Here is a 24,955-nt window from a genome sequence, read left to right on the forward strand (position 1 = left end):
CTCGCCCCCGCCCCGCTCAAGCGAGTCCTCGGGGGTGTTCTTATCGGCGTGGCGAACAACCGCGCCCGCCCACACGGAGTGCGGGCTCAGCCCGGGCCGTTGGGATGGGTGAGGTCGTAGGCGCGGGAGAGCTTGTGGGGGACGACCATGCGCCAAGCGTCGAGGACCAGCTCGCGGGCCTCGGTCGGGTCCAGTGCCGCCAGCTCAGCGTGGACCCAGTTGAAGCGCATGTCCGACGCCGATGGCATCTGGAACTTGTGCGGCTCGCTCGCGACGAGGGCGGCCCGCTCCTCCTTGGGGTACGCGAAGCCCATCACGCTCTCGTCGAGGGAGAACGCCACATAGACGATCTGCCCGACGCGGAACTTCAACCTGCTGCGTACGTACACCTGGTAAGAGCGCTCCAACCCGGCGCCCAGCGCCCGAACGTCTTCGATCACCGCCATGCTCGGAACCCCTTGATCATGGGGCGGGGCGGGCCGCCGGTCCGCACGCCGTCCAGTAACCACATTTACCTCAGCAAGACCAAGATGCCCGCCCAGACGCGGGCACCTTCAGATGAGCCAACGACTCACCGCACGCGGGCATCTTGACATGAGGCATCAGGCCTCGCACCCGGACAGGAGGCTGGCAGAGTCGCTGGCCAGCTATCAGAAGCACCCCGACGACAGCGAGCGAGACAACGAGGATGCGGCGACGACGAGCCCGGCTCGCTCCCGTGGTGCCACCGTTACTCATCGGCGTCGTAGACGGTCAGCTCGCCGTGCTCGGCGAAGCCATGCTCGGAGAAGAGGCCGGGAAGGTCCGTCGGTTGGTCGCGAAGCTCGGCGTCGAGGAAGCCGATCGTCACCTCGGTCATGATGCGGTTGCCTTCGGTGCGCCCGAGGGAGCCGACCAGCGACGGTACCGGCGGCATCCACAGGGGCGCGTCGGTGAAGGTCGGGTGGGTGGTGCCGGGGATGGTGAGCAGGTAGCTGGTCGTCGTGCTGCGCTCGAGCGCCCGCCCCAGCTCGGGGAGATAGGTGGGATTGTCGTCCAGTCCGAGCTGGTTGGTCAGCGCCAGCACTGGTTGGTCATAGGGCCCGGGATTGCCGTCGTACGGACGGCCGTCGAGGGCGATCACCGCGGAGAAGCGCTCGTCGGTGCGGGCAGCTTGGAAAGCGCCGCCCACGCCGGCTGACATGCCGACGACCGCGGCCCGGTCGGTGTCCAGCCGACCGGCGAGGATGCTCTCCACGTCGCCGCTGTCGAGGCGGCCGAGGTGGGTGAGGGCCGAATTGAGATCGCGGGCCTTCACCGCCGCCAACTCCTCGCTCAACCGGCGGGCTTCGGCGTCGGAGCTGAAAGACTGCTCCGCCCAGCGAACCGTCCGGCCGCCGGCGAACCTGACCGCGGCCGAGACGTAGGGGTGGTCGAGCGCGGCGACCACGTAGCCGTGGCTGGCCAACTCCTCGGCCCAGGCGGTGTTCGTGAAACGTCCCATGCCCCCGCCCGGTGCGAACAGCACCACCGGCAACCGTCTGTTGCCGGAGGCGACCGGCGCGTCGGGCACCGAGTTGGTGCGGGCCATCACCTGGCCGTCGAAGACGAACCGGGGGATCCCGAGAAAGGCTCCGACGCCCTCGGCGACGGCGTTCGCCTCGGCCTCCGAGCGGCCCAGGTAGGGCGCTCGCTCCACCTCGTCCGGGCTCGCCTCGGCCGGGTACCAGATCTGGGCCTGCAGCGCGCGCACATCGTCGGCATCGGTCGTCCACGTCTCGGGCCGATCGGGATCGGTCCATTCGACGACGGCGGTGCCGACCGCGTACCTGCCGGTCGGCGTGGGGAAGTCCGGGATGGGGAAGGCGATCGCCGCGCCCACGCCGGCGACGATCGCCAGGACGCAGGCCGCCGAACCCGGTCCGGCCAGCCACCAGCGGACCCGCCGACCGCCGGGCTTCCCCCTCATGGTCCGGGCCGTGAACGGCAGCACTACCACGACCGCCACCAGCACCGGGACCATCTGCCAGCGAAGGCCGACTACCGCGAGCACTACCGCCGACGCCGACGACACCGCTGCGGCGCCGGTCGCGACTCGGCGCCGGAATCGAGGCGGCAGCCAGCGGGCCAACACCAGCGCGAGTGCGCCCACGACCAGGACTGCTTCGATCGGCGTCATGCCGATTCCGCTGATCATCTCGTTGGCAGAGGCGAGGGGAAGGGAGGCCGGGTCAGTACTCCTGTTCGATCCTGGCATGACGGCTCCAGAGCGGGCAGCCTCGAGTGCCGCCCGGGTAGCGGTTCGTGGTGGAAGCCCAGCGCCTGGGCGACCATGGGTAATGGGCTTACGGGAAGTGCTGACACTGCGCGGCGGTCCGTCCGGCCAGGTGGGATGTCGAGGTGGCCGATGACGTGGTGCTGGTGTTCTATTCGGCGAGCGCCTGGACCGGTGTGACGCCGGTGGCGATTCGGGTCGGTACGACGGCGGCGATGAGGGTCAGGACTGCGGTCGCCGCGATGATGGTGACCGTCGGCCAGAGTGGTAGGGCTGGGGCGACGAGGCTGCTGGTGAACGGCTGGTCCGGGTCGACCCGGATGAATCCGAGGAGCGATTGCGCCCCGGCCCATCCGTACGCGATGCCGAGGAGGAGGCCCGTGCCGAGCGCGGCGATGGTGATGTGCGCGGCTTCGAGGAGAACGACGCGTCGTACCTGGCCGCCCGAGAGGCCGAGTGCGCGCAGCAGGCCGAGCTCGCGCCGGCGTTGGATGACGCCGAGGGTGAGGAGATTGACGAGTCCGACGCCGGCGATGACGGCCGACACGGCGACCAGGGCCATCATGATGGCCGCGAACGTGTCGAGCGGCGCCGCGAGCGCGGGTGACAGCTCGCCGCCCGCGGCCGCCGCCAGCACGCCTTTGGCCGAGTCGGTCGCGACAGCGAACATGGTCACGAGCGTGACGCCCATGACGACGCCGATCGCCATGCGGCTCGACCGTTCGGGGTAGCGCAGCGCGTTTTCGGCGGCCAGGCGTGCCGTTGCCGATCTGCCGAACGCGCGGCCGACGAGTCGCAGCACGGGGGGCATGACGAGCGTCGCGCAGAGTGAGAGTCCGGTGAATGACAGGATGCCGCCGAAGAATGCCACCACGACGCCCAGTGGCGTGAAGAGTCCGGTGAGGATTCCCACCGCGAGCAGCACGCCGCCGGTCACGAACAGCGCGATCGCCGCCGCGTTGCGGCCCTTGCGGCGTACGAGATCGCCGTGGGAGCTTTCGACCGACCCGCCGAGGGCCTCCAGCGGCGTGACCGTGAGCACGCGGCGCGAACCCGCCCAGGCCGCAGCCCACGTCGTGAGGGTCACGACCGCGGCGGGGACCAGGAGGGCAGGCTGGACGACCGCGTACTGGACGCCCTCCAGTCTCGGCTGCACGGTTCCGAGAGCGACGCCTGCCGCCGCGAGCGCGGTGCCGCCGACGAGCCCCGCGAACGCGCCGATCGCTCCGACGACGAGACCCTGGCGCGCGACCTCCGCGCGCTGCGCCCGCGCCGACGCCCCGATCAAACGGAGGAGCGCGATGCGCCGAGTGCGTCCGGCGACGATGGTCGAGAACGTGTTGGCCGTCACGATCGCCGCGACGTACACGGCGACACCCAGCAGGATCAGCGTCAGAAAGCTTAGGACGAAGGCAAGCGTCCCGCTGTCGCCGATGTAGGGGTCCGCCTCCAGCATGGCGGCGATGAACCCTGTCGCCGAGATGAGCAGGACGCCGAACGCGCTCGAGATCGCCGCGACGAGGATCGACGCGCCCATGCCGCGCTCGCGCAGCCACGGGAGCGGCGGGGTCACCCGCCGCCGCGGCGGGCTCTGGACATCTGCCGTCGCGGCGCTCATGCCGACACCCCCTCGGCCGCGCCGGAGGCAGCGGGCGCGGCGACGGAGGCCGTGCCGAGCTCGGTCGCGAGCATGAACGCCGAAAGCTCCTCGGCGGTCTGGCGAGGCTTGTCGGCGACGATGCGGCCGTCGCCGAGGAACAGCACGCGGTCGGCGTGCGAGGCGGCCACCGCGTCGTGGGTCACCATCGCGATCGACTGGCCGTGCTCGCGGCACGCGGCCCGCAGCAGCGCGAGCACCTCGCGGCCCGAGCGCGAGTCGAGGTTGCCGGTCGGCTCGTCGGCGAAGACGAGGTCGGGTGCCGTTGCGAGGGCGCGGGCAATCGCGACGCGCTGCTGCTGACCTCCGGAGAGCTCGTGCGGACGATGGTGCAGCCGCTCGTGCAGGCCGAGAGTCTTGACGAGACCGTCGATGCGCGCTTCCTCGAGCGCCGTGGGCCGGCGGCCGTCGAGGTCGAACGGCAGCAGGATGTTGGCCCGCGCGTCGAGCGTCGGGACGAGGTTGAACGTCTGGAAGACGAACCCGACCCGGCGACGACGCAGGATCGTCAGGTCGAGATCGGACAGGTCCGTGATCTCGGTGTCGCCGATCCACGCGCGCCCACGAGTCGGGGCGTCCAGTCCGGCCATGACGTGCATGAGGGTCGACTTGCCCGATCCGGACGGTCCCATGACGGCGGTGAACTCGCCGCGGCGGATGCCGACGCTGACGTCGTCGAGCGCGCGCACCTCGCTCTCGCCGGAGCCGTAGATCTTCGTGAGATGCCGTACCCGGGACGCGAGGCCGAAGCCGGTCGATGTCAGTTCCATGCCTTCGACGCTATGGGCCGTCCGGCACCCGGCGCGTCTGCCGGCAGAGGTACTCGCGTACATCCTCAGGATGATTCGCCTGCCACGTGAGTGCGTTCTGCGCCACCGGGCTAGGCAAGTCCGTGCTCGAACGCGAAGACGACGAGCTGCACGCGGTCGCGCAGGCCGAGCTTGGTGAGGATGCGGCTGATGTGCGTCTTGACGGTCGCCTCGGACAGGAACTCGCGCGCCGCGATCTCGGCGTTGGACAGGCCGCGGGCGGCGAGCGCGAAGATCTCGCGCTCCCGGTTGGTGAGCTCCCCGTACTCGCGCGGGACGGGCCGCGGTGCGGCATCCGCGAAGTGCGCGAACAGCTCACGGGTGGCCGATGCCGCGATGACGGCCGATCCGGCGTGCACCGTACGGATCGCCGCGAGCAGGAATTCGGGGTCGGCGTCTTTCAGCAGAAACCCGCTCGCACCTTGCCGAATCGCGCGAGCCGCGGCCTCGTCGAGGTCGAACGTCGTGAGCATGACGATGCGGGCCGGAACGGGTTCGCGCAGGAGCTCGGCGGTCGCGGCGACGCCGTCGAGCACAGGCATCCGGATGTCCATCAGCACGACGTCGGGCTTCGCGACGCGCACGACATCGATCGCCTCGCGGCCGTGGGACGCCTCCCCGACGACCTCGAGGTCGGGCTGCGAGTCGACGAGCATCCGGATGCCGGCGCGGAACAGCGCCTGATCGTCGACGAGCACCACCCTGATCGCGCTGATCGCGTTCACGACCCGCCTCCGATCGGGAGGGTTGCCCGCACGACGAAGGCGCCGTCCTGTGTGATGGCGTCCAGCCGCCCTCCGACGAGCTGCGCGCGCTCCCGCATGCCGATGACGCCGTGCCCGCGCGTCCGGTCACCGGCGCTGCGGTTCTCCAGCTCCTGCGGCTGAGTGGCCGTCGTACCGGGTCGCAGGGCGTTGTGGACCTCGAAGTCGACGTGACTGGCGTGCCAGGCGAGCCGCACATCGACCGGTCCTGTACCGCCGTGCTGCAGCGCGTTGGTGAGCGCCTCCTGCAGGATGCGGTACACCGCGAGCTGTATCGACGCCGGCGGTCTGCGCTGCGGCGCGGGGTCGACATCGAGCCGGAGCTCGACGCCGGCCGCACGCAGCTGCGCGTACAGCTGCTCGAGGTCGGCAAGCGTCGGTTGCGGCCCCTCGGCCTGGCTGTGCCGCAGCTGGGTGAGGAGGAGCCGCACGTCGGCAAGCGCCGCGCGTGCGGTCGTCGAGATCGTGCCGAGGGCATTGCGCGCCACCGAGGCGTCGGATACTGCGGCATACCGCGCCCCATCAGCCTGGGCGACGACGACAGCGAGCGAATGCGCGACGACGTCGTGCATGTCGCGCGCGATGCGCACGCGCTCCTGCTCGGCGACGGCCTCCGCCTCGGCCCTCAGCTGCGCGACGCGGTTCTCCTGCGCACGCAGCGCGGTGCGCACCAGCGCCCCGGCCGTCCATGCCAGCAGGAGTGCGAACATCGCGGCGAACAGGGACGCCACCGCGGTCGTGATGATCGACCGCCGCTCGCCAGTGAGGATCGGTTCGCCGAACAAGTACGCCGTGATGACGCCGGCGCCCGTGATCGCTGAGGCGAAGCCGAGCCAGAACACGACCCTGGACCCGTAGGCGGCAGTCGTGTAGAGGACGGCGAAGATCGCGACGTCGGTGGGGCTCGGCGGCCGGCCGAAGCCCATCTGCACGATCGCCCCGGCCCACGCGACCGCGAGCGCGATCCCCGGCGAAAGGCGACGAAGCGCGACCGCGGCGGCCATGAGCACGACGACCATGGCTGTGCCGACCCCGTTGTACGACACAGTGCGCCCCACCACAAGCTCAGGCCACGCGACGACCACTGCGAACAGCGCCGCGACAACGAGGTCCACGCCGAGCTGGTACGTCTTCAACCGGCGGAGCACACACCTCACGCTACGTGACGACGGAGGCCGAAGCATCCGTCCCGCGATGTACGCGAACTCAACCTCTACGCCTCGGTCCTGCTCGATGCAGGGGAGCGCATCAAGGCACTCGCCGAGTACCTCGGCCACGCCGATCCCGGGTGCATGCTGCGGACCTACATACATCGGATGCCACGTAGTCAGGCACGTACGCGAAGGGCCGTCGACGACGCTTTCCGGCAAGGCGGAAGCACCGACGACGGCCCCGAGACGGCCCAGATGGCCGGTTAAGCCCGCTGACCTGCGGTGTTGCTAAATGTCGAAGTAGAGCTCGAACTCGTGCGGGTGGGGACGCAGGCGCACGGGGTCGATCTCGTTGGAGCGCTTCCAGTCGACCCAGGTCTCGATCAGGTCGGGTGTGAAGACTCCACCCTCGAGCAGGTACTCGTGGTCGGCCTCGAGGGCATCGAGCACCTCCGGGAGCGAGCCGGGCACCTGCTGGACCTGCGCGTGCTCGTCCGGCGGCAGCTCGTAGAGGTCCTTGTCGATCGGCTCGGGCGGCTCGACCTTGTTGCGGATGCCGTCGACACCTGCCATCACCATCGCCGCGAACGCGAGGTACGGGTTGCACGACGGGTCTGGCACCCGGAACTCGATCCGCTTCGCCTTGGGGCTCGTACCCGTCACCGGGATCCGCACCGCGGCCGACCGGTTGCGCTGGCTGTAGACCAGGTTGACCGGCGCCTCGAAGCCCGGGACCAGGCGGTGGTAGGAGTTGACCGTCGGGTTGGTGAACGCGAGCAGGCTCGGCGCGTGCTTGAGCAGGCCACCGATGTACCACCGGCCCGTGTCGGACAGGCCGCCGTAGCCCAGCTCGTCGTAGAAGAGCGGCTGGCCGTCCTTCCACAGGCTCTGGTGGCAGTGCATGCCCGAACCGTTGTCACCGAAGAGCGGCTTCGGCATGAAGGTGGCCGTGTGGCCGGCCTTCCACGCGACGTTCTTGATGATGTACTTGAACAGCATCAGGGAGTCGGCCGCGTGGAGCAGGGAGTCGAACTTGTAGTTGATCTCCGCCTGGCCCGCCGTGCCGACCTCGTGGTGGGCGCGCTCGACCTGGATACCCGACTCGAGAAGTTGGGCGACCATCTTGTCGCGCAGGTCGGCGAAGTGGTCGTTGGGAGAGACCGGGAAGTAACCGCCCTTGTAGCGCGGCTTGTACCCCTTGTTGCCGCCATCCTGCTCGGCGCCGGTGTTCCAGGCGCCCTCGATCGAGTTGATGAAGTAGTAGCCGGCGTTCTGCTTCGTCTCGAAGCGGACGTCATCGAAGACGTAGAACTCGGCCTCCGGCCCGAAGTACGCCGTGTCGGCGAGGTTGCTGCTCTTGAGGTAGGCCTCCGCCTTGCCCGCGACGTTGCGCGGGTCCCGGCTGTAGGCCTCGCTGGTGAACGGATCGACGATCGAGAAGTTCAACGCCAGCGTCTTGCGGTCCCGGAACGGATCGACGAACGCCGTCGCCGGGTCCGGGATCAGCTTCATGTCGGACTCGTGGATCGCCTGGAAGCCTCGGATCGACGATCCGTCGAACATCAGCCCCTCCGCGAACGCGTCCGCGTCGAACGACGACGCAGGCACGTTGAAGTGCTGCATGATGCCCGGTAGGTCACAGAACCGTACGTCGATGAACTCCACGCCCTGATCACGGACGAAGGCCAGCAGGTCGTCGGCGTTTTGGAACATCCACCCTCCTCGAAGTCTTGCCACGGACGGTAGAAGTCAGCCGTTTCTCCGCCATGACGCCTATGTTGCGCCTGTGTTACGGGACCAGTGTGGCCCACCCGCAGGGTCACCGCGAGGGCAGCCTGCGAGGCCACGCCCGCCGGATAATCTTCACGGATGGCTGAGCAGTCAACCGGGCGCGGCTACGCAGGTCAACGACTGGGCCTTCCCGAGAATGGCCGCGGTTCGCTCGCCGGCTGGGGTACCCGGATCACCGCACTGATCCTCGACTGGTTCCTGGCGAATCTGGCCGCCTTCGCGCTCGTACGCGACGCCGGGATCTGGCAGGCGCCCGCCACCGGGCGGGATTTGGTGCCGCTCGCCGTGTTTGCCCTGGAGGTCTGGCTGATGACGGCATTTGTCGGGGCCAGCGTCGGTCAGCGGCTCCGTCACCTGGTCGTCGTCCGGCTGGACGGTGCACCTGTCGGGGTGGTGCGGGCGTTCGTGCGTACGGCGTTGATCCTGCTCGTCCTGCCGCCACTGATCGTCGACCGTGACGGCCGGGGCCTACACGACCGGCTGGCCGGCACGGCGCTGGTCCGGGCCCGCTGAACGATCTCGCCGCAGCCGCGCCGCGAGCGATTCGCCCGGGCTTCGTACGACCTGATGCCGCGGGTCAGCGAGGGCGGGGCGCGCCTGGTGGGAGCTTGACGTTCTTCGGCAGCGGCCCCTTGGGGATGGGCAGCTGCTGCCGGTTGGCCGACAACGCCTTGAGCCGGTGAAGCAACTCGGTGACCTCCGCCGGACGGAGGTTCCGGGGCAGCTTCATGACGTGCTTGGAGAGCCGGCGGAGCGGCACCTGGTCCTTGCCGTCGCCGACCACGACGTCGTAGATCGGCGTGTCGGGCGCCACCCGGGCGTGCTTGCGCTTCTCGTTCGCGAGCAGGTTGCCCACCCGGTTGTGAGCGCCCTCGCCGACCAGCACGATCCCGGGTCGACCGACGACGCGGTGCACGACGTCCTGGTTGCGGGTGACGGCCACGGCCGGGTCGACGGTCCAGCCCTTGCGCAACGTCGACAGGGCGTTGGCGCCGGCGCCGAGCTGGCCCTCCAGCCGGGAGTACGCGGCCTTCTCCACGCGGCGGCCGAAGATGATCATCGTGACGAGGAAGCCGAACGGGAGACCGGTGAGCCCCCACAGGATCGGGTTGCCGAGAAGGAATCCGAGCCCGCCGAAGACGGCGACCACTCCGAGGAAGATCCCCGCGAGCAGCAGCCCGATCCGAGGTTGCGCCTCCTTGGTGATGCGGTAGGCGGCACGGACCTGGGCGATCCGGCCTGGCTTGCTGTCGTCGGTGACCTCACGCTTTGCCATGGGTGGCGCCTGTGTTCCTTCCTCGGGTCATGCAGTGGTGGTGGACTGGCTCAGGGGTGTCGCGGCGGGTTCCTCGCGCGACTCGAGCGCCTGGCGGTAGAGGCGGCCGGCACGGTACGACGACCGGACGAGCGGCCCGGACATCACGCCCACGAAGCCCATCGCGAGCGCCTCGTCGCGCAGCTCGACGAACTCCTCCGGGCGCACCCAGCGCTCCACCGGGTGGTGGCGTACGGATGGACGGAGGTACTGCGTGATCGTCAACAGCTCGCACCCTGCCTCGAGCAGGTCACGCATCGCGCCGCTGATCTCGGCACGTTCCTCACCCATACCCAGGATGAGGTTGGACTTCGTGACCAGGCCGTACGCGCGGGCCTGGCGCAACACGTCGAGGGACCGGGAGTAGCGGAAGCCCGGCCGGATGCTGCGGAAGATCCGTGGCACGGTCTCGATGTTGTGGGCGAACACCTCGGGCGCGGACTCGAACACCTGTGCCAGCAGATCCGGGCGTCCGGAGAAGTCGGGCGCGAGCAGCTCGACGCCGCAGCCGGGGTTCATGGCGTGGATCTGGCGTACGGTCTCGGCGTAGATCCACACGCCTTCGTCGTCGAGATCGTCACGGCAGACGCCGGTGACCGTGGCGTAGCGCAGTCCCATCGTCTGGACGCTCTCGGCGACCCGCCGCGGCTCGTCGCGGTCGAGAGCGACCGGCTTGCCGGTGTCGATCTGGCAGAAGTCACACCGCCGGGTGCACTGGTCGCCGCCGATGAGGAACGTCGCCTCGCGGTCCTCCCAACACTCGAAGATGTTGGGACAGCCCGCCTCCTGGCAGACGGTGTGGAGCCCCTCGCGCTGGACCAGCGCCCGCATCTGGGTGTACTCCGGACCCATCTTGGCCCGGGTCTTGATCCACGACGGCTTCTTTTCGATCGGCGTCTGGCTGTTGCGCACCTCGAGGCGCAGCAGCTTGCGTCCTTCCGGAACCACGGCAGTCACGGCTCACAGCCTACGGCGCCGCGGCGGGGTCGGGCAGCGCCCGGTCCGCCGGAGGAGGCGCCGGGTTGGGCCCCGTCAGGGCCGCCGGGTTAGGTTGTCGGCTGTGTCCTTACGAATTGCCATTGCCTCGATGAACCCGGTCAAACGGCGCGCAACGCTCGAAGCCGTACGTGTCGCCCTGGGCATCGACGACGTGCAGTGCCAGGCCGTCGAGGTGGACTCCGGCGTACCCGCCCAGCCGGTCGGTGACGAGCAGACCCTTGCCGGCGCCCGCAACCGTGCCGAGGCGGCCCGGCTGATCGCGCCCGAGGCGGACCTGTGCGTCGGGCTCGAGGGTGGTGTCATCGAGCGGGACGGCACGCTCGAGTGCCTGGCGTGGGTCGTCGTGCTCGGCACCGGGCCGACCGGCGAGCCGATCAGGGGCGAGAGCCGGACGGCCACGTTCGTCCTGCCCACGGAGATCGCCAGCCTGGTCCGCGCGGGCGTGGAGCTCGGTGCCGCCACCGACGAGGTGTTCGGCGGGACGGACACCAAGAAGAGCACCGGCACGGTCGGCCCGCTGACCGGCGGGGTGATCGACCGAGTGGCCTACTACGCCCACGCGACCGTGCTGGCCCTTGTCCCGTTCCGCAATGCCGGCTTGAGCTTCCCGGCATATCCCGGCCACCAGCCGACGTTGGAGTCCGTGGGGTAGCCAGCAGGCCGCCCGACCTGACATCAGCGTGGGAGGGGATGCCGGCAATGTCTGAACCGGAACAGAGCATCGACGACTGGAACCGGCAGGTCATCGAGGAGTTCAGGGCGAACGACGGCAAGGTCGGCGGCTACTTCGCCGGGTCGACGCTGCTGTTGTTGACCACCACGGGTGCGAAGTCCGGCCGGCGGCGTACGTCACCGCTCGCCGCGTTGCGGGACGGTGACCGGCTGCTGGTCTTCGGCTCCAACGCGGGAGGCACTCGCCACCCCGCCTGGTACCACAACGTGCTGGCCAACCCGGAGGTCACCGTCGAGTTCGGCACCGAGACCTACGCCGCGACCGCCGTTGACATCCAGGGTGAGGAACACGACGAGCTCTACGCCCGGCAGGTGAAGGTGGCTCCGGTCTTCGGTGAGTACCAGGAGAAGACGTCGCGGGTCATCCCGGTTGTCGCGTTGTACCGACGGGAGTCGTGACCGGGTCCCTCGATGCCTCGAGCATCGCCGCGAGGGCCTGCTCGGTGGGTTCGAGGATGTCGTCGACGCTGACCAGGCGGCCGAGTTCGGCTGAGAGCGAGGTCACGCCCGCGTCGGGGAGACCGCACGGCACGATCCGCCCGAAGGCGCCGAGGTCACAGTCGCAGTTGAGGGCGAACCCGTGCATCGTCACGCCCTGGGCGACCCGGAGTCCGATCGCCGCGACCTTGCGGTCGGGGCCACGACCATCGGCCGGCACCCACACCCCGCTGCGGCCATCGATCCGTGCGGTGGCGAGTCCGGCGCCGGCACACACCTCGATGAGGACGTCTTCCAGCCGGCGTACGAACGCCACGACGTCGATCGGCTCGGGCAACTTGACGATCGGATAGCCGACCAACTGCCCCGGCCCGTGCCAGGTGATCTTGCCGCCCCGGTCGACGTCGATGACGGGGGTGCCGTCGACTGGCCGTTCGGTGGGGTCGGTACGTTTTCCCGCGGTATAGACGGGCTGGTGTTCGAGCAGGAGTACCGAGTCCGGGATCTGGTCGGCGACGCGTTCGGCATGAAGCTCGCGCTGCCGGGACCACCCGGCCGCGTAGTCGACGGCATCCGCGCCGAACCCGGCCCGGATGAACCGAGGTGAGGCCATATCCTCACACCCTAGAGTGTGCGGCGACAGGGCACCGCGGGGGCCGCGCCGTGGTGTGGGGTCGCACAGTCTGGGGAGGCCCAAAGGGCCGCTGTCGGGGCATCGCTAGCATGATCCATTCGTTGCTGTCGCCGTGTGGGATGGGCGACCATGAGAAGTGACGCCCGCAGTCAGCCGTACCGTCGATCGTAGGTCTGGAAGGCTTGGAAACCGTGCGGAGCCACTTCGATGTGGATGGGTACGAGATCGAGGGTTTGCTGGGTGCCGGACCCACCGGCGAGACCTGGCTCGCCCGCGAAAGCGCCTCAGGGGCAGAGGTCGCGCTGCATCGGGTCCAGCCCCGTGACGCTGACGCGCTCGACCATGCCCGCCGCCTGGTCGAGAGACTGAACGCCCTCAACCATCCACGCGTACGCCGGATCCGCGAGCTGCTGCCGTTCGACGACGAACTCGTCTTCGTCCTCGACCACATCGAGGGCGGCAGTCTCGAACAACTGCTGCTCGTGCGCGGCACTCTTGATCCGGGCGAGCTCGTCACCATGGCGGCAACCGTTTCCAGCGCCCTCACGGCCGCGCATGAGCGTGGCCTGGTCCACGGTGACCTGCGGCCGGAGGACATCCTCTTCACGACAGACGGCACGCCACTGGTCACCGACATCGGGTTCGGGCGGATCGCCGCGCAGCCGGTCGACGAGCTGGCACGGCCCTACGCCGACCCGGCCGAACCCGAGGATGCCGACCCCACACCCGCCGGTGACGTCTACAGCCTGGCCGCGATCTGCTACGCCGCCCTGACCGGCCTGGTGCCGCGCCCCGGCGAGCCGCAGCGTCCCGTGCACCAGGTCGCCCCGGGCGTCCCGCCGGGTATCGCGCACGCGATCCAGGCCGGTCTGCAGCCGGCGTGGGACATGCGGCCGCACATGGGTCAGTTCGGCGCGCTCCTGGACGCTGCCGCCCGGCGCGCGCCGGTCCGGCTGCCGGACTCCATGTCGCGTGCCGAGTCCGCGGCGCCGGACTTCGGCCTTCCCACGCCCGACTTCGAAGGGCCGCCGGCCGATGCCGGCCCGGTCGACGCGCCCACGCAGACGCTGGCGTCGTTCGAGTCCTCCGGCGGCTACCGCCCGGCGACCGGACCGACCACCCGCGCCGGCGGGTCCCCGCCTCCGGCGGTGCCAACCGAGCAGGGGCACCGAACCGACCGCGCGACGCCGCCTTTCGCGCCACCGCCGAAGTCGGCGGGGGAGAGGCCGCCCGAGGCGCCACGATCCACGACGGGACAGCAGCCCCCGTTCGCCGGTCAGCCCCCGTTCGCCGGTCAGCAGCCGTTCAGTGGTCAGCTCCCGTTCACCGGCCAGCCGCCGTCGAGCGGGCAGCAGCAGTATTCCGGACAGCAGCAGCACTTCAGCGGCCAGCCGCCGTTCAGTGCTCAGCACGGCACAGGAGGACCGGCGGCGCAGGTGCGGCCGCCGGCGCCGCGCGTTCGGGACGGCGCCGACGACGACGGTCCTGACCAGGAGTCTTCCCACACGCGGCAGCTTGTCGTGATCGGCGCCGTCCTGATCGCCGTCATCGGAGTCATCACCACGGTCGTCCTGTGGCGGATGTCGACGGACACGACGCCGATCGCCGAGCAGACCAGCACGGCGAAACCGAAGCCGAAGCCGACACCCACACCGACACCGCCGACGGATCCGTTCTCCCTCCAGTGGTTCAAGAACTTCGAACTCTTCGACGATCGGCGTGCCAACGCCTACGCCAACCGCGATCCGGAGCTGCTGAACCAGCTGTACGCACCGGACTCGCAGGCGTACAAGGAGAATCGCAAGCTCATGGCCGAACTGGCCCAGAACGACGCCGCGAAGGTTCTGGACCTCAATCGATCGATGATCACCCTCACCACGGAGTCCCGCCAGCCGCGTGCCATCGTCTTCGAGGTCGTACGCATGCAGCAGGCCTACACCGTCGTCATGAACAACGGTCAGCGGCACAAGTGCCCCGCCGGCCCGCTGAAGAAGGTGCGGATCGAGATCGTTCCGCTCCAGGGCAGCACCGCCTGGCGGATCAGCCGCGAGTGGCAGGTCGGCGGACCCGATACTCCGGACCTGGAGATCTGCGACGGGAGCAAGCCCGCCGGGTGACCAGGGGGCCGCGGGGTGCGGCCGGCGGCCTGCGTACCACTCGCTACTGTGCAGCTTTCAGACATCCGACGGCGCGTCGGTGGGAAGGCTTGGGTGGATGCAGGGCGACTTCCGGGTCGATGGGTACGACATCGAGGGCCTGCTGGGCGCGGGCCCCGCTGGTGAGGTATGGCTCGCTCGGGACGTTGCCGCAGGCTCCCAGGTTGCTCTCAAACGCGTGCATCCACGCAACAGCGCCGCCCACGACGAGGCGCGGCGGATCGTGTCGGTGCTCGACTCCGTAGCGCACCCGCACGTGCTGCGGATCAGCGAGATGTTGCCGGTCGGCGACGCGCTCGTCTTTGTCTGCGACTACGCCGAGGGTGGGAGTCTCGGCCAGCTTCTGCTCGCCCGGACGACCCTCGACCCGGGCGAAGTGGTCACGATGGCGACCGCGATCGCGGGGGCGCTGACGGCGCTGCACGAGCGCGGGCTGGTCCACACCGACGTCACCCCCGAGAACGTACTTTTCTCCGCTGATGCGCGGCCACTGCTGGCCGATGCAGGCCTTCTCGGCCTGGTCGAGGGGGGCGCGGAGCTGGGCACCCTCGGGTACGCCGACCCTGGCCAGCGCCCTGGCGCCGAGCCCGTACCGGCTGCCGACATCTACGGGTTGGCCGCGGTCTGCTACACCGCACTCGCCGGTACGCCACCCGAACCGGGGCAGGGCCGGCGTCCACTGCACCAGGTGGCGCCCGGGGTCCCACCCGCCCTCGCCCACGTCGTGGAGGCCGGCCTCGCGGGCCAGCCCGACCAACGCCCGAACGCCGCACAGTTCGGGGCGCAGCTCGCCAGCGCCTGCCCCGCCGTTCCGGTGCGGTTCCCGGATGGTCTTGCCTCGTCCTCGGGGGCACCCTCCTTCGAGGAGCCGAGCCCGGCATCGTTCGGGCCGACGTCGGGTACTGGCGATCTTCGGGGGAGCGGTCGTTCGGCCGACCCGTGGCGGGGGATGAGCGGTACCCAGGCCTCGGACGCCGAGCCGGGCGGATCGGCGGTGGGGGATCCGCTGCGGGGCGCTGCTCCCGGGCCCGGACCGGTCGCGTCGGATCAGCCGGACGCGTTCGCCGGCCTGGCCCCGTCTGCTCCCAGGGACGCGGTCGTTGGCGACGCGGAGGACGAGGACGACGGACGTTTCCGGAAGGGGCGAGGCGTGCTGATCGCCGCACTCGTCGGCGTACCCGTCGCGCTGGCGGGTGTCGCCGCCCTCGGCGTTCTCGGCTGGCAGGCACTCGCCGGGCCAAAGCCATCTCCCACCGAGACTCCACCCACGGCCTCGTCATCGCCGTCCACGGGGTCGGCGGCGCCGTCGAGTTCGCCGCGTACGGAAGCTGAGGCGCGCTGGACGCAGGTCCTCACCGCGCTCGACGAGCGCCGAGCGGAGGCGTGGCGAAAGTTGGACCAGGACGGGCTTTCCCAGGTCTACAAACCCGGCTCCAGGGCGCTGCAGGAGGAGTTGGACACCATGCGCGTGCACGCCAGCAAGGGCGTCACAAGTGTGGAGGGCCTGAGTACGCCGATCCAGTCACTCGAGGTCGTCTCCGAGAGTCCCGACCGGGTGGTCGTCGATGCGGTGAGCCAGCTCCAGCCGTACAGCCTGGAGGTCGACGGTCAGCTCTATCCCCACGATGGCGGCGAACCCAGGCGGTTCCGGATGACTCTCGAGCCCGACGGCTCGGGCGGCTGGCTCATCGCGGGGAGCAAGGAGATCGGTCCCGCATAGCGGCTCGGACAGGTTCTCGCCGAGACAGGCACGCGGCCGACTTGTGGACAACGTTCGTCACGCCGGCCGCCGGTTCTGCCAGGCTTGGCGACCATGCGCGGTGAGTTCCGGGTACGCGGCTACGACCTCGAGACATTGTTGGGCGCCAGCGCGAGTGGCGAGATGTGGCTCGCCCGCGCGCAGGGCTCAGGCGACCGGGTGGCCCTCAAGCGGCTGCGCCTGCGCGACGCCGCCGCCCGCGAAGGCGTGGGTCAGGTCGTCTCGTTGCTCGGCCTGATCGACCACCCGCACGTCGTACGCATCCGCGAGGTGCTGCCCGACGGCGACGAGGTCGTCCTGGTTCTCGACCATGCCGACGGTGGCAGCCTCGACCATCTCCTGAGCGGTCGGGGCGGCCTCGATCCGGGTGAGGTCGTGACGACGGTCGCGCCGATCGCGGAGGCCCTCGCCGGTGCGCACCAGCACGGTCTGGTCCATGGGGACATGACACCTGAGGCGATCCTGTTCACCTCTGACGGCCGCCCGTTGCTCGCCGACCTGGGGGTCCTGAAGCTGGTCGAGGGTGGTGAGGCCCTTGGGACGCACGGCTACTCCGACCCGATGGGCACCGGAGAGGGCGGTCCCACGCCGGCCGGCGACGTCTACGGCCTGGCGGCGGTCTGCTACACCGCGCTGACGGGCGTGGCGCCTCGGCCCGGCCAGTCACGGCCCGAGCTGTCCGAAGCGGTTCCCGGCCTGCCCACCGAGCTCGTCCACGCCGTCAGTGCGGGTCTGCAGCCGCTACCGGCGCGGCGTCCTGACGCGGCTCAGTTCGCCGACCTTGTCTATGCCGCCTGCCCGGCCGCACCGGTGCGGTTCCCGATCGGACTGGTGCTGAGCGACTCGGACATCGCCGCGGCGTTGGGGGAGTCGTCCCCAGGAGCAGGTTCCGGGACCGGCACGCCGTCCAGCCAGCCGCGGCATCCGGCCGCGCCGATGCCCGGCTCTTCCTCGACGCCCGGCTCCTTCCCGACGTCGGGCGCCGTCCAGACGCCGGGAGCGGCGCCAGACATGGGCCCCGCGCCGGACGGTCCGCCGGCTCGTGACCCCTTCGCCGCTGCCGGGTTTCCCGCACCCGGACCCGCGATGGCGCCAGAGGCCGCGGCCGCGGACGACGACGAGAAGGACGGTCGCCGGATCGGTCTGATCGTCGCGAGCGGGCTTTCGTTCCTTCTGCTTGCCGGTGCCGTGGTGGGCGGGATCGCCTGGGCGCAGCGAGCTCGCCCAGCCGATCCGGCTGCGGCCCGTGACGCCGGCATCGCGCGAGAAGGCACCGGAGCGGCGGCAGCCGCACCGGGTCGCGGCAAGGACACCCCGGACGGTGCCACCGGGCGTGGCCGTACGGATGACGGAGCCTCGGTCCCACCCCGACCGGAGAACTCACCCAAGGCCTCCCACGCACCCAAGCCGCCGGCCGCACCCGGCGGGTCGGGCAGCGGAGGCGAGGCCACCTGGCAGTCGATTCTGGCCGCGCTCGACCGCCAGCGCGCCGAGGCGTTCGCCGAGTCCGATCCCGCCCTGCTGGGCGAGGTCTACGCCACCGACTCCGACCTGCTCGCCAAGGACCGCGCCGAGATCGACAAGTGCGCCACGGCGGGTTGCCACATCGAAGGGCTGAGGTTCGACATCAAGCGCCTGCGGGTCGTGTCGTCCGGCGACGGTCAGGTGGTGCTCGAGGTGATGGACCAGCTTCAGGCCTACACCGTGGTGGCCGACTCGGGTGAGCGGACCGACCGGCCGGCCGGCGAGGTGACGACCCGACGGATCACGCTCGACAGGTCCAACGTCGGCGACTGGCGGATCGCCCGGATCGTCGCTCGCTGAAGATCGTCCTGCTGGCCGCGGGTCACTGCGGTTCAGGACCGATGCAGCGCGGCAGCGACCGCTGAGGCGACATCTGGCGCGGTGAAGGTGAAGCCAGCTTCGAGCAACCGACTGGGCAGGATCCGCAGGCCGTCCAGGAGTTCGATGGAGAACCCGCCGAGGACCGTACGCAGGACGAACGCAGGTACCGGCGCGGGGGTTGGCCGCTTCAGCGCCGCCCCGAGCGCCTGGGTGAACTCGGCGTTCGTGGGAGGTTCGGGCAACGTCAGGTTGTAGGCACCCTGACAGCCGGGGCGTTCGACGACGAAACGTACCGCGGCCAGCCAGTCGGTGAGGGAGATCATGCCCATGTACTGCTGGCCGGACCCCAGCCGTCCACCGAGCCCCAGCCGGAAGGGCGCGGCGATGAGCGGGAACGCTCCGCCGGAGCGGTCGACGACGACGCCGGTACGAAGGCGCACCACCCTGACGCCGGCGCGTTCCGCCGGGCTTGTCGCCTCCTCCCACTCGCGTACGACTCCCGCGAGGAACCCGAGTCCCGGCAGGGAGTCCTCGGTGAGCTCCTCGTCGCCCCGGCCCTCGCCGTAGTAGCGGATGGCGCTCTGCGCAACGAACACCGGCGGCTCGGGGAGGCCGGCCAGCACGTTTGCCAGGGTGCTGGTGGTGGTGATCCGGCTCGTGCGGATGGTCTGGCGGTAGGCGGCCGTCCACGGGATCCGGCCGATGTTGGCGCCGGCGAGGTTGACCACCGCATCGGCGTCGGCGAGCACCCCCGGATCGACCTGGTCGTGCGCGGGATCCCACTGGGACTCGTGCGGCGACTGGGGAGTGCGGCGCACGAGCCGGATCACGTCATGGCCGGCGCGGGCGAGGTCGGCGTGGAGCGCGCGCCCAAGAAACCCCGACGCGCCGGCGAGTACGTACCGCATGACGAACCAGTCCCCCCGTTGCCGAGCCGTGAGTGTCCGAACCGAGTCAGTCCTCGAGCGGACTCAGCTCCCGAACTCGGCGGCGACGCTGCCATCCTCCAGGCGCCGCTTGACCGCGCCCAGGAAGCGCGCCGCGTCGGCGCCGTCGATCAGCCGGTGGTCGTAGCTCAGGGCGAGGTAGACCATGTGCCGGATGGCGATCGTGTCGCCGAGCGGCGTGGTGACCACGACGGGGCGTTTGACCACTGTTCCCGTCCCGAGGATGGCGACCTGGGGCTGGAAGAAGATCGGCGTGTCGAACAGTGCACCGCGGCTGCCGGTGTTGGTGAGGGTGAACGTTCCGCCGGAGATCTCGTCGGGCGTGATCTTGTTGATGCGGGTGCGTTCGGCGAGGTCGGTGATCCGCCTGGCCAGCCCGGTGACGTTGAGGTCACCGGCGTCGTGGATGACCGGGACCATGAGGCCGCGGTCGGTGTCGACGGCGATGACAAGGTTCTCGGTGCCGTGATAGGTGACCTCGCCCTTGTCGACGTCGATGGTGGCGTTGAGCTTCGGATGTTCCTTGAGCGCTTCCAGAGTCGCCTTGGCGAAGAACGGCAGGAACGACAGCTTCACGCCCTCGCGTTGGGCGAACGTCCCCTTCACCCGGTCGCGCACCTTCGCGATCGCCGTGACGTCGACCTCGACGACCGTGGTGAGCTGGGCGGTGCTCTGGAGGGACTCGTGGACCCGCTGGGCAATGACCCGGCGGGCGCGGCTCAGCTTCTCCGTGGTCCCGCGGAGGGGGCTGGGTTGTGCGGGGACGGACGGAGCCGAGGGGGCAGCGCCAGGCAGCCCGGACGCGGCTTCAGCCTGCTGACTGGTGCGGATCGCCGCCTCCTCGCGGGCCTTCGCCGCGGCGAGGACGTCCTGCTTGCGAATCCGGCCACCGACGCCGGTGCCCTGGACGTTGGCCAGGTCGATCTGGTTCTCAGCGGCGAGCTTGCGGACGAGCGGCGTGACGTACTGGGTCGTCGCTCCGTCAGTGCCACCAGCCGCGGCTCCGCCTCCCGCAGGAGAAGGGGGCACCTGGGTCGGCGTAGCTCCGGCGGGCTCAGGCGCGGGTGCCGGAGCTGGCGTCGGCTCGGGCTCAGGAGTGGGAGGCGCTTCTGCGGGCGCCGGTGTTGGTGCGGCGTGGCGGGGGCGTGGTGCCGCCTGCTCGCCGGCGATGATGCCGAGCTCGGCGCCGACGGAGACGGTCTCGTCCTCGCCGACGGTGATCTGAGCCAGCGTGCCGGAGGCAGGTGCGGGGATCTCGGTGTCTACCTTGTCGGTGGAGACCTCGAGCAGTGGCTCGTCGGCCTGCACGGTGTCGCCTACCTGCTTGAGCCACCGCGTCACGGTTCCCTCGGTGACGCTCTCGCCGAGGGCGGGGAGAGTGACGGAGGTCCCCTGCCCGTTGCCGGACTCGGCGGCCACCGGTGCGGGTTCCGCGGGCACTTCGGCTGCCTGAGGTTCGGGCTGGGCCGGTTGCTGGGCCTCCTCCCGCGGTGGCGCCGGTGGGGCGGCCGCCTCCTGGGCGGGTTGCTCTTCCGGCCCGGCGGGTGCCGGCTCCTCGCCACCGGCTGCCTCGACCTCAGAACCGATGACGCCGAGCTCGGCGCCGATGGAGACGGTCTCGTCCTCGCCGACGGTGATCTGGGTCAGTGTGCCGGAGGCAGGTGCGGGGATCTCGGTGTCTACCTTGTCGGTGGAGACCTCGAGCAGTGGCTCGTCGGCCTGCACGGTGTCGCCTACCTGCTTGAGCCACCGCGTCACGGTTCCCTCGGTGACGCTCTCGCCGAGGGCGGGGAGAGTGACGGAGACCGGCATCGTTGCTCCTTGTCCTGGATGTTCGAAGTCTGGGATGTCCGAAGTCTGGGATGTCCGAAGTCTGGCGTGTGCTGAGTCTGACGTGTCCTACACCCGGGGCGGCCGCGAATCCTGAGGGGCGAACGGTGGACCCGGCCGGTCAGCTGTGGCTGTGCAGCGGTTTGCCGGCGAGGGCCATGTGAGCCTCACCGATCGCTTCACTCTGCGTGGGGTGCATGTGCACGAGCTGGGCGACCTCCTCGGGGAACGCCTCCCAGTTGTAGATGAGCTGCGCCTCAGAGACGAGCTCGCCGACCCGTGCACCCACCATGTGGATGCCGACGACCGGACCGTCCTTGGCCCGGATCACCTTGACGAACCCGCGCGTACGAAGGATCTGGCTCTTGGGGTTGCCCGCCAGGTCGTAGGTGAAGGTCGTGATGCCGTCGGCGCCGTACTTCTCCGCGGCCGCCGCTTCGTTGAGCCCCATCGAGGCGACCTCGGGATCGCAGTAGGTGACCCGGGGGATGCCTGTCTCGTCGATGACGGCGGGCTCGAGGCCGGCGATGTCCTCGGCGATGAAGATGCCCTGCTGGAAGCCGCGGTGGGCGAGTTGGTAGCCGGGCACGATGTCGCCGGCCGCGCGGACGCCGGGGACGTTCGTACGAAGACGTTCGTCGGTGAGGACGAAGCCGCGGTCCATGGCGATGCCGACGTCCTCGTAGCCGATGCCCGCGGTGGTCGGGCCGCGCCCGACGGACACAAGGAGGAGGTCGGCTTCGTAGGACTCACCGGACTCGACGGTCAGGCGTACGCCGGAGTCCGTGCGTTCGACGGCCTTGTACGAGGTGTTGGTCTTGGTCGTGATCCCGCGCCGCCGGAAGGCCCGCTCGACCATCTGGGAGGAGGCTTCGTCCTCGAGCGCGATCAGCCGTGGCAGTGCCTCGATGATCGTGACCTCTGCGCCGAAGGACCGCCACACACTGGCGAACTCGACCCCGATCACGCCACCGCCGAGGACGATGACCGATTTCGGCACGTCGTCGAGGAGGAGGGCGTGCTCACTGGTGATGACACGTTCGCCGTCGATGTCGAGGCCGGGCAGTGTCTTGGAGTACGAACCGGTGGACAGCAGGATGTTCGTCGCGGTGTAGCGGGTGCCGTTGACCTCGACCGCGTCTCGCGCGACGAGCCGGCCCTCGCCTTCGATGACGGTGACGCCGGCCGACTTGAGCAGGCCGGTGACGCCCCGGAAGGCGCGGTTGACTACGCCGTCCTTGTACTTGTTGACACCGGCCATGTCGACGCCTTCGAACGTCGACAGGATGCCGAAGTCGCCGCCGTCGCGCGCGTTGTCCGCGACTTCGGCGGCGTGCAGAAGCGCCTTGGTCGGGATGCACCCCCGGTGCAGGCAGGTGCCACCCAGTTTGTCCCGCTCGATGAGGGCGACGTTCAGGTCGAGCTCGGCTGCGCGTAGCGCGCATGCGTACCCACCGCTGCCTCCACCGAGGATCACAAGGTCGAAAGCGGTGCCGGCGTTGTCCGCCACGGGGTCCTCCGCGTGCGTTGATCGAGAACGTGGTGTCGACGATCTCGTGACCTTCCACCTCGCCGGGGCCAATCCACCTCGTCGAGCAGGGGGCACGCGACCGTCACGTCACAGTCATCCTTGCACTCCCGCCGCGATACCTGCCAAACGGTCCGCCTCGGCGGGGCCGGGATGGGCCGAGAGGGCCAAGCTCGTTATGCGTCCACGCGGAACCTACGCGACACTTGAGCCGTTCGGCGGACGAACGAATGTCGTGATTTCTCGTGCCCGTGGACGTAGGAGGTCGGCAGATGCTGCGGTGGTTCCGGCGACGCCCCCGCAAGGGTCGCTCGGGCGGCGGATCGGGCGCCGGCCGGCGCGGTTGGTCGGCCGAGGACAAGACCCACCTGGAGACCTTCGCGCGCACGCGGCGAGGGGTCGAGGGCTTCGTCGAGCCGCGGACGGCCGTGACCGACATGACCCTGCTGCTGGTCGCGTCGGACGGCGAGTGGACCCGGAGGCGGGTCCCGGACGCGGCATTCGCCCATGAGTTCGCCAACAAGCTCGGCGTCCCCAGCTACGACGCGCAGGTGGTCGGCTACCCGCAGCGCATGCGGGACTGGACCAGCCGCCAGGCGGCCGCACAGAAGGACATTCTGGGCAAGGCCGGCGAAGCCAGCACGTGAGGAAAATCATTCCCACGGCCCCCGGCGGGACCAACGCGACCCGGAGTACGGCAACCGCGAGGTACCGAGGCGCCGGCACGGGCTCTACGCCGAGCTGTACGACCTGCGGGCCTGTGCCTACCGGTGAGGCAGACGTGCCCTACAACTCGCCCTCGGCAGCTGCTTCGGCGATCCCGATCAGTGTGCGTACGGCCGATCCGGTGCCGCCGCTCGGTGTGTAGCCGAACGGACCGCCCTCGTTGAACGATGGACCGGCGATGTCGAGGTGCGCCCACGAGACTCCGTCGGCGACGAACTCCTGCAGAAACGCCCCTGCCACGAGAGCGCCGCCGAGCCGCTGGGTGGCGATGTTGGCGAGGTCGGCCACCTTGGAGTCGAGACGTTCGCGGGTGCCTTCCGGGATCGGCAACGGCCAACCGTCCTCACCGGCGCGGTTCGCGATGGACCGGATGGTCGTCGCCAGGTCGTCGTCGTTGGCCAGGATCCCGAACGTCCGGGCGCCCAGCGCGACCATGCACGCACCCGTAAGGGTGGCGACGTCGACGATGAGGTCGGGCTTGTCCTCGCCGGCCCGGACGATCGCGTCGGCCAACACCAGCCGGCCCTCCGCGTCGGTGTTGAGCACCTCGACGGTCTTGCCGCCGTACATCGTCAGGACGTCGGACGGCCGCTGCGCCGAACCCGACGGCATGTTCTCGGCCATCGGTGCGTATGCCGTCACCGCCACCGGCAGTCCCAACTCGGCGATCGCGGTGGTCGCGGCGAGGACCGCGGCGGCACCGCCCATGTCGCACTTCATCGTGACCATGCTGTCGGCGGGCTTGAGTGAGATGCCGCCGGTGTCGAACGTGATTCCCTTGCCCACGAGGGCCAGGTGCTTCTTGGCGCGCGCCGGACGGTAGGCCAGCCGCACCAGCCGTGGCGGCCGCTCCGAGCCCTGGCCGACGCCGATGATCCCGCCGTAGCCACCGGTCGCGAGGGCCTTCTTGTCGAGCACCTCGACGGCGAGCTTCGCCTTCTTGGCCTCGGCCTTCGCCTGGTCGGCGAACGCCGCGGGGTAGAGGTCCGACGGTGCGGCATTGACCCAGTCGCGGGTGAGGTTGACCGCGCGCGCCACGGCCTGGGCGCGTGTCAAGGCGTTCTTGACGGCCTTGTCGCGGGACTTGTCGGTGAGGACGGTCAGGTTCGAGATCGGCTTGGGGCGGTCACCGTTGTGTGCCGAGCGGTAGCGCTCGTAGGAGTACGCACCCAGAAGGGCGCCCTCGGCGACGGCACCGATGTCGGCCGCGTCGTCGGCCGTAAGAGCGAAGGCGACCGTGCCGGCCTTGCCGGTCAGCCGGCGGACGGCGGCACCCGCCGCCCTCCGGAGCGCCTCGAGAGTGGCCGCCTCCTTGCCGTTCTTGACTTTGCCGAGGCCGACCGCGGCGATCACTGGTGCGGCGACGGCGCCACCGGAGGGCACGAGGGTGACCTCATCGGCCTTGCCCTTGGCGCCGAGGGTCTGCAGCGTCCGGACGAGGGTCCCGCCGAGGGCTCCGTCGACCTCGCCCGCCCCAGGCGCGAGCGTGAGGCCGCTCCCGTCGGCTGGTACGACACCGATGACCACAGCGTCTGCCTTGACCGTCGCAGCTGAAGCTTTGCGAACGGAGATGGTCGGGTTCGAGGCGCTCACGCTTGATCGTCTCCTCGTCGGTCGGAG

21 protein-coding genes are annotated in these 24,955 nt (G+C 70.1%); 7 read left to right on the plus strand and 14 right to left on the minus strand.

The features are described from left to right. Positions 1 to 86: 86 nt before the first annotated feature. The 7 genes from ABNF93_RS10860 to glnA form a co-directional block, all read right to left on the minus strand. Positions 87 to 446 carry an MmcQ/YjbR family DNA-binding protein gene (locus ABNF93_RS10860; protein ID WP_349327809.1) on the minus strand — a complete coding sequence of 120 codons (360 nt, stop codon included), beginning with the start codon at positions 444 to 446 and terminating at the stop codon, positions 87 to 89. A gap of 284 nt (positions 447 to 730) precedes the next feature. Continuing rightward, entirely contained in the window at positions 731 to 2,158 is a 1,428-nt protein-coding gene (locus ABNF93_RS10865; RefSeq protein ID WP_349327810.1) for an alpha/beta hydrolase family protein, read from the minus strand. A 247-nt stretch (positions 2,159 to 2,405) separates the two neighbouring features. Further along, complete coding sequence (locus ABNF93_RS10870) at positions 2,406 to 3,872, minus strand: ABC transporter permease (protein WP_349327811.1); 1,467 nt, start codon at positions 3,870 to 3,872, stop codon at positions 2,406 to 2,408. Then, positions 3,869 to 4,681: an ABC transporter ATP-binding protein gene (locus ABNF93_RS10875; protein WP_349327812.1), complete on the minus strand. Its 813-nt coding sequence runs from the start codon at positions 4,679 to 4,681 to the stop codon at positions 3,869 to 3,871. Before ABNF93_RS10875 ends, ABNF93_RS10870 begins: the two co-directional genes overlap by 4 nt. A 110-nt stretch (positions 4,682 to 4,791) precedes the next feature. Then, positions 4,792 to 5,445, minus strand: a complete 654-nt coding sequence (locus ABNF93_RS10880) for a response regulator (protein ID WP_349327813.1) — start codon at positions 5,443 to 5,445, stop codon at positions 4,792 to 4,794. Beyond that, on the minus strand, positions 5,442 to 6,632 hold the full coding sequence (locus tag ABNF93_RS10885; protein ID WP_349327814.1) for a sensor histidine kinase: 1,191 nt from the start codon (positions 6,630 to 6,632) through the stop codon (positions 5,442 to 5,444). The genes ABNF93_RS10880 and ABNF93_RS10885 overlap by 4 nt, the downstream gene beginning before the upstream one ends. A 291-nt stretch (positions 6,633 to 6,923) precedes the next feature. Beyond that, complete coding sequence (gene glnA / locus ABNF93_RS10890; protein ID WP_349327815.1) at positions 6,924 to 8,348, minus strand: type I glutamate--ammonia ligase; 1,425 nt, start codon at positions 8,346 to 8,348, stop codon at positions 6,924 to 6,926. Between the two features lie 156 nt (positions 8,349 to 8,504). Between glnA and ABNF93_RS10895 the strand changes: the two genes are divergently transcribed. Further along, a complete protein-coding gene (locus ABNF93_RS10895) occupies positions 8,505 to 8,939 on the plus strand; it encodes an RDD family protein (RefSeq protein WP_349327816.1) in 435 nt (144 codons plus the stop codon). A 64-nt stretch (positions 8,940 to 9,003) separates the two neighbouring features. Here the strand turns inward: ABNF93_RS10895 and ABNF93_RS10900 are convergent, their stop codons facing one another. Both ABNF93_RS10900 and lipA read right to left on the minus strand, forming a co-directional pair. Next, entirely contained in the window at positions 9,004 to 9,702 is a 699-nt protein-coding gene (locus ABNF93_RS10900; protein WP_349327817.1) for a DUF4191 domain-containing protein, read from the minus strand. Between the two features lie 27 nt (positions 9,703 to 9,729). Continuing rightward, positions 9,730 to 10,698: a lipoyl synthase gene (lipA, locus tag ABNF93_RS10905; RefSeq protein WP_349327818.1), complete on the minus strand. Its 969-nt coding sequence runs from the start codon at positions 10,696 to 10,698 to the stop codon at positions 9,730 to 9,732. A gap of 103 nt (positions 10,699 to 10,801) precedes the next feature. Between lipA and ABNF93_RS10910 the strand changes: the two genes are divergently transcribed. Then, entirely contained in the window at positions 10,802 to 11,392 is a 591-nt protein-coding gene (locus ABNF93_RS10910; protein WP_502877575.1) for a DUF84 family protein, read from the plus strand. Between the two features lie 47 nt (positions 11,393 to 11,439). After that, positions 11,440 to 11,871: a nitroreductase family deazaflavin-dependent oxidoreductase gene (locus ABNF93_RS10915; protein ID WP_349327820.1), complete on the plus strand. Its 432-nt coding sequence runs from the start codon at positions 11,440 to 11,442 to the stop codon at positions 11,869 to 11,871. Here the strand turns inward: ABNF93_RS10915 and lipB are convergent. Next, positions 11,834 to 12,523, minus strand: a complete 690-nt coding sequence (lipB, locus tag ABNF93_RS10920) for a lipoyl(octanoyl) transferase LipB (protein WP_349327821.1) — start codon at positions 12,521 to 12,523, stop codon at positions 11,834 to 11,836. The two genes, ABNF93_RS10915 and lipB, sit on opposite strands and share 38 nt — an antisense overlap. 212 nt (positions 12,524 to 12,735) lie before the next feature. Between lipB and ABNF93_RS10925 the strand changes: the two genes are divergently transcribed. From ABNF93_RS10925 to ABNF93_RS10935, 3 genes are all read left to right on the plus strand, one after another. After that, complete coding sequence (locus tag ABNF93_RS10925; protein ID WP_349327822.1) at positions 12,736 to 14,661, plus strand: serine/threonine protein kinase; 1,926 nt, start codon at positions 12,736 to 12,738, stop codon at positions 14,659 to 14,661. Positions 14,662 to 14,758: 97 nt separating this feature from the next. Beyond that, positions 14,759 to 16,420, plus strand: a complete 1,662-nt coding sequence (locus ABNF93_RS10930; protein WP_349327823.1) for a serine/threonine protein kinase — start codon at positions 14,759 to 14,761, stop codon at positions 16,418 to 16,420. 93 nt (positions 16,421 to 16,513) lie between these two features. Continuing rightward, positions 16,514 to 18,283: a serine/threonine protein kinase gene (locus ABNF93_RS10935; RefSeq protein ID WP_349327824.1), complete on the plus strand. Its 1,770-nt coding sequence runs from the start codon at positions 16,514 to 16,516 to the stop codon at positions 18,281 to 18,283. Positions 18,284 to 18,315: 32 nt separating this feature from the next. Here ABNF93_RS10935 and ABNF93_RS10940 read toward each other — a convergent pair whose 3' ends face one another. The 3 genes from ABNF93_RS10940 to lpdA all read right to left on the minus strand — a co-directional run bounded on the left by ABNF93_RS10940 (position 18,316) and on the right by lpdA (position 22,591). Beyond that, positions 18,316 to 19,212: a TIGR01777 family oxidoreductase gene (locus ABNF93_RS10940; RefSeq protein ID WP_349327825.1), complete on the minus strand. Its 897-nt coding sequence runs from the start codon at positions 19,210 to 19,212 to the stop codon at positions 18,316 to 18,318. Between the two features lie 63 nt (positions 19,213 to 19,275). Beyond that, on the minus strand, positions 19,276 to 21,063 hold the full coding sequence (gene sucB, locus ABNF93_RS10945; RefSeq protein WP_349327826.1) for a 2-oxoglutarate dehydrogenase, E2 component, dihydrolipoamide succinyltransferase: 1,788 nt from the start codon (positions 21,061 to 21,063) through the stop codon (positions 19,276 to 19,278). A gap of 139 nt (positions 21,064 to 21,202) precedes the next feature. Continuing rightward, positions 21,203 to 22,591 carry a dihydrolipoyl dehydrogenase gene (gene lpdA / locus ABNF93_RS10950; RefSeq protein ID WP_349327827.1) on the minus strand — a complete coding sequence of 463 codons (1,389 nt, stop codon included), beginning with the start codon at positions 22,589 to 22,591 and terminating at the stop codon, positions 21,203 to 21,205. A gap of 290 nt (positions 22,592 to 22,881) precedes the next feature. On the opposite strand from lpdA, the gene ABNF93_RS10955 reads away from it, so the two are divergent. Continuing rightward, on the plus strand, positions 22,882 to 23,256 hold the full coding sequence (locus tag ABNF93_RS10955; RefSeq protein ID WP_349327828.1) for a hypothetical protein: 375 nt from the start codon (positions 22,882 to 22,884) through the stop codon (positions 23,254 to 23,256). Between the two features lie 139 nt (positions 23,257 to 23,395). Here the strand turns inward: ABNF93_RS10955 and ABNF93_RS10960 are convergent, their stop codons facing one another. Then, a complete protein-coding gene (locus ABNF93_RS10960; protein ID WP_349327829.1) occupies positions 23,396 to 24,928 on the minus strand; it encodes a leucyl aminopeptidase in 1,533 nt (510 codons plus the stop codon). Positions 24,929 to 24,955 lie beyond the last annotated feature (27 nt).

The sequence above is a fragment of the Actinopolymorpha sp. B9G3 genome (assembly GCF_040120725.1).
Lineage (GTDB): Bacteria > Actinomycetota > Actinomycetes > Propionibacteriales > Actinopolymorphaceae > Thermasporomyces.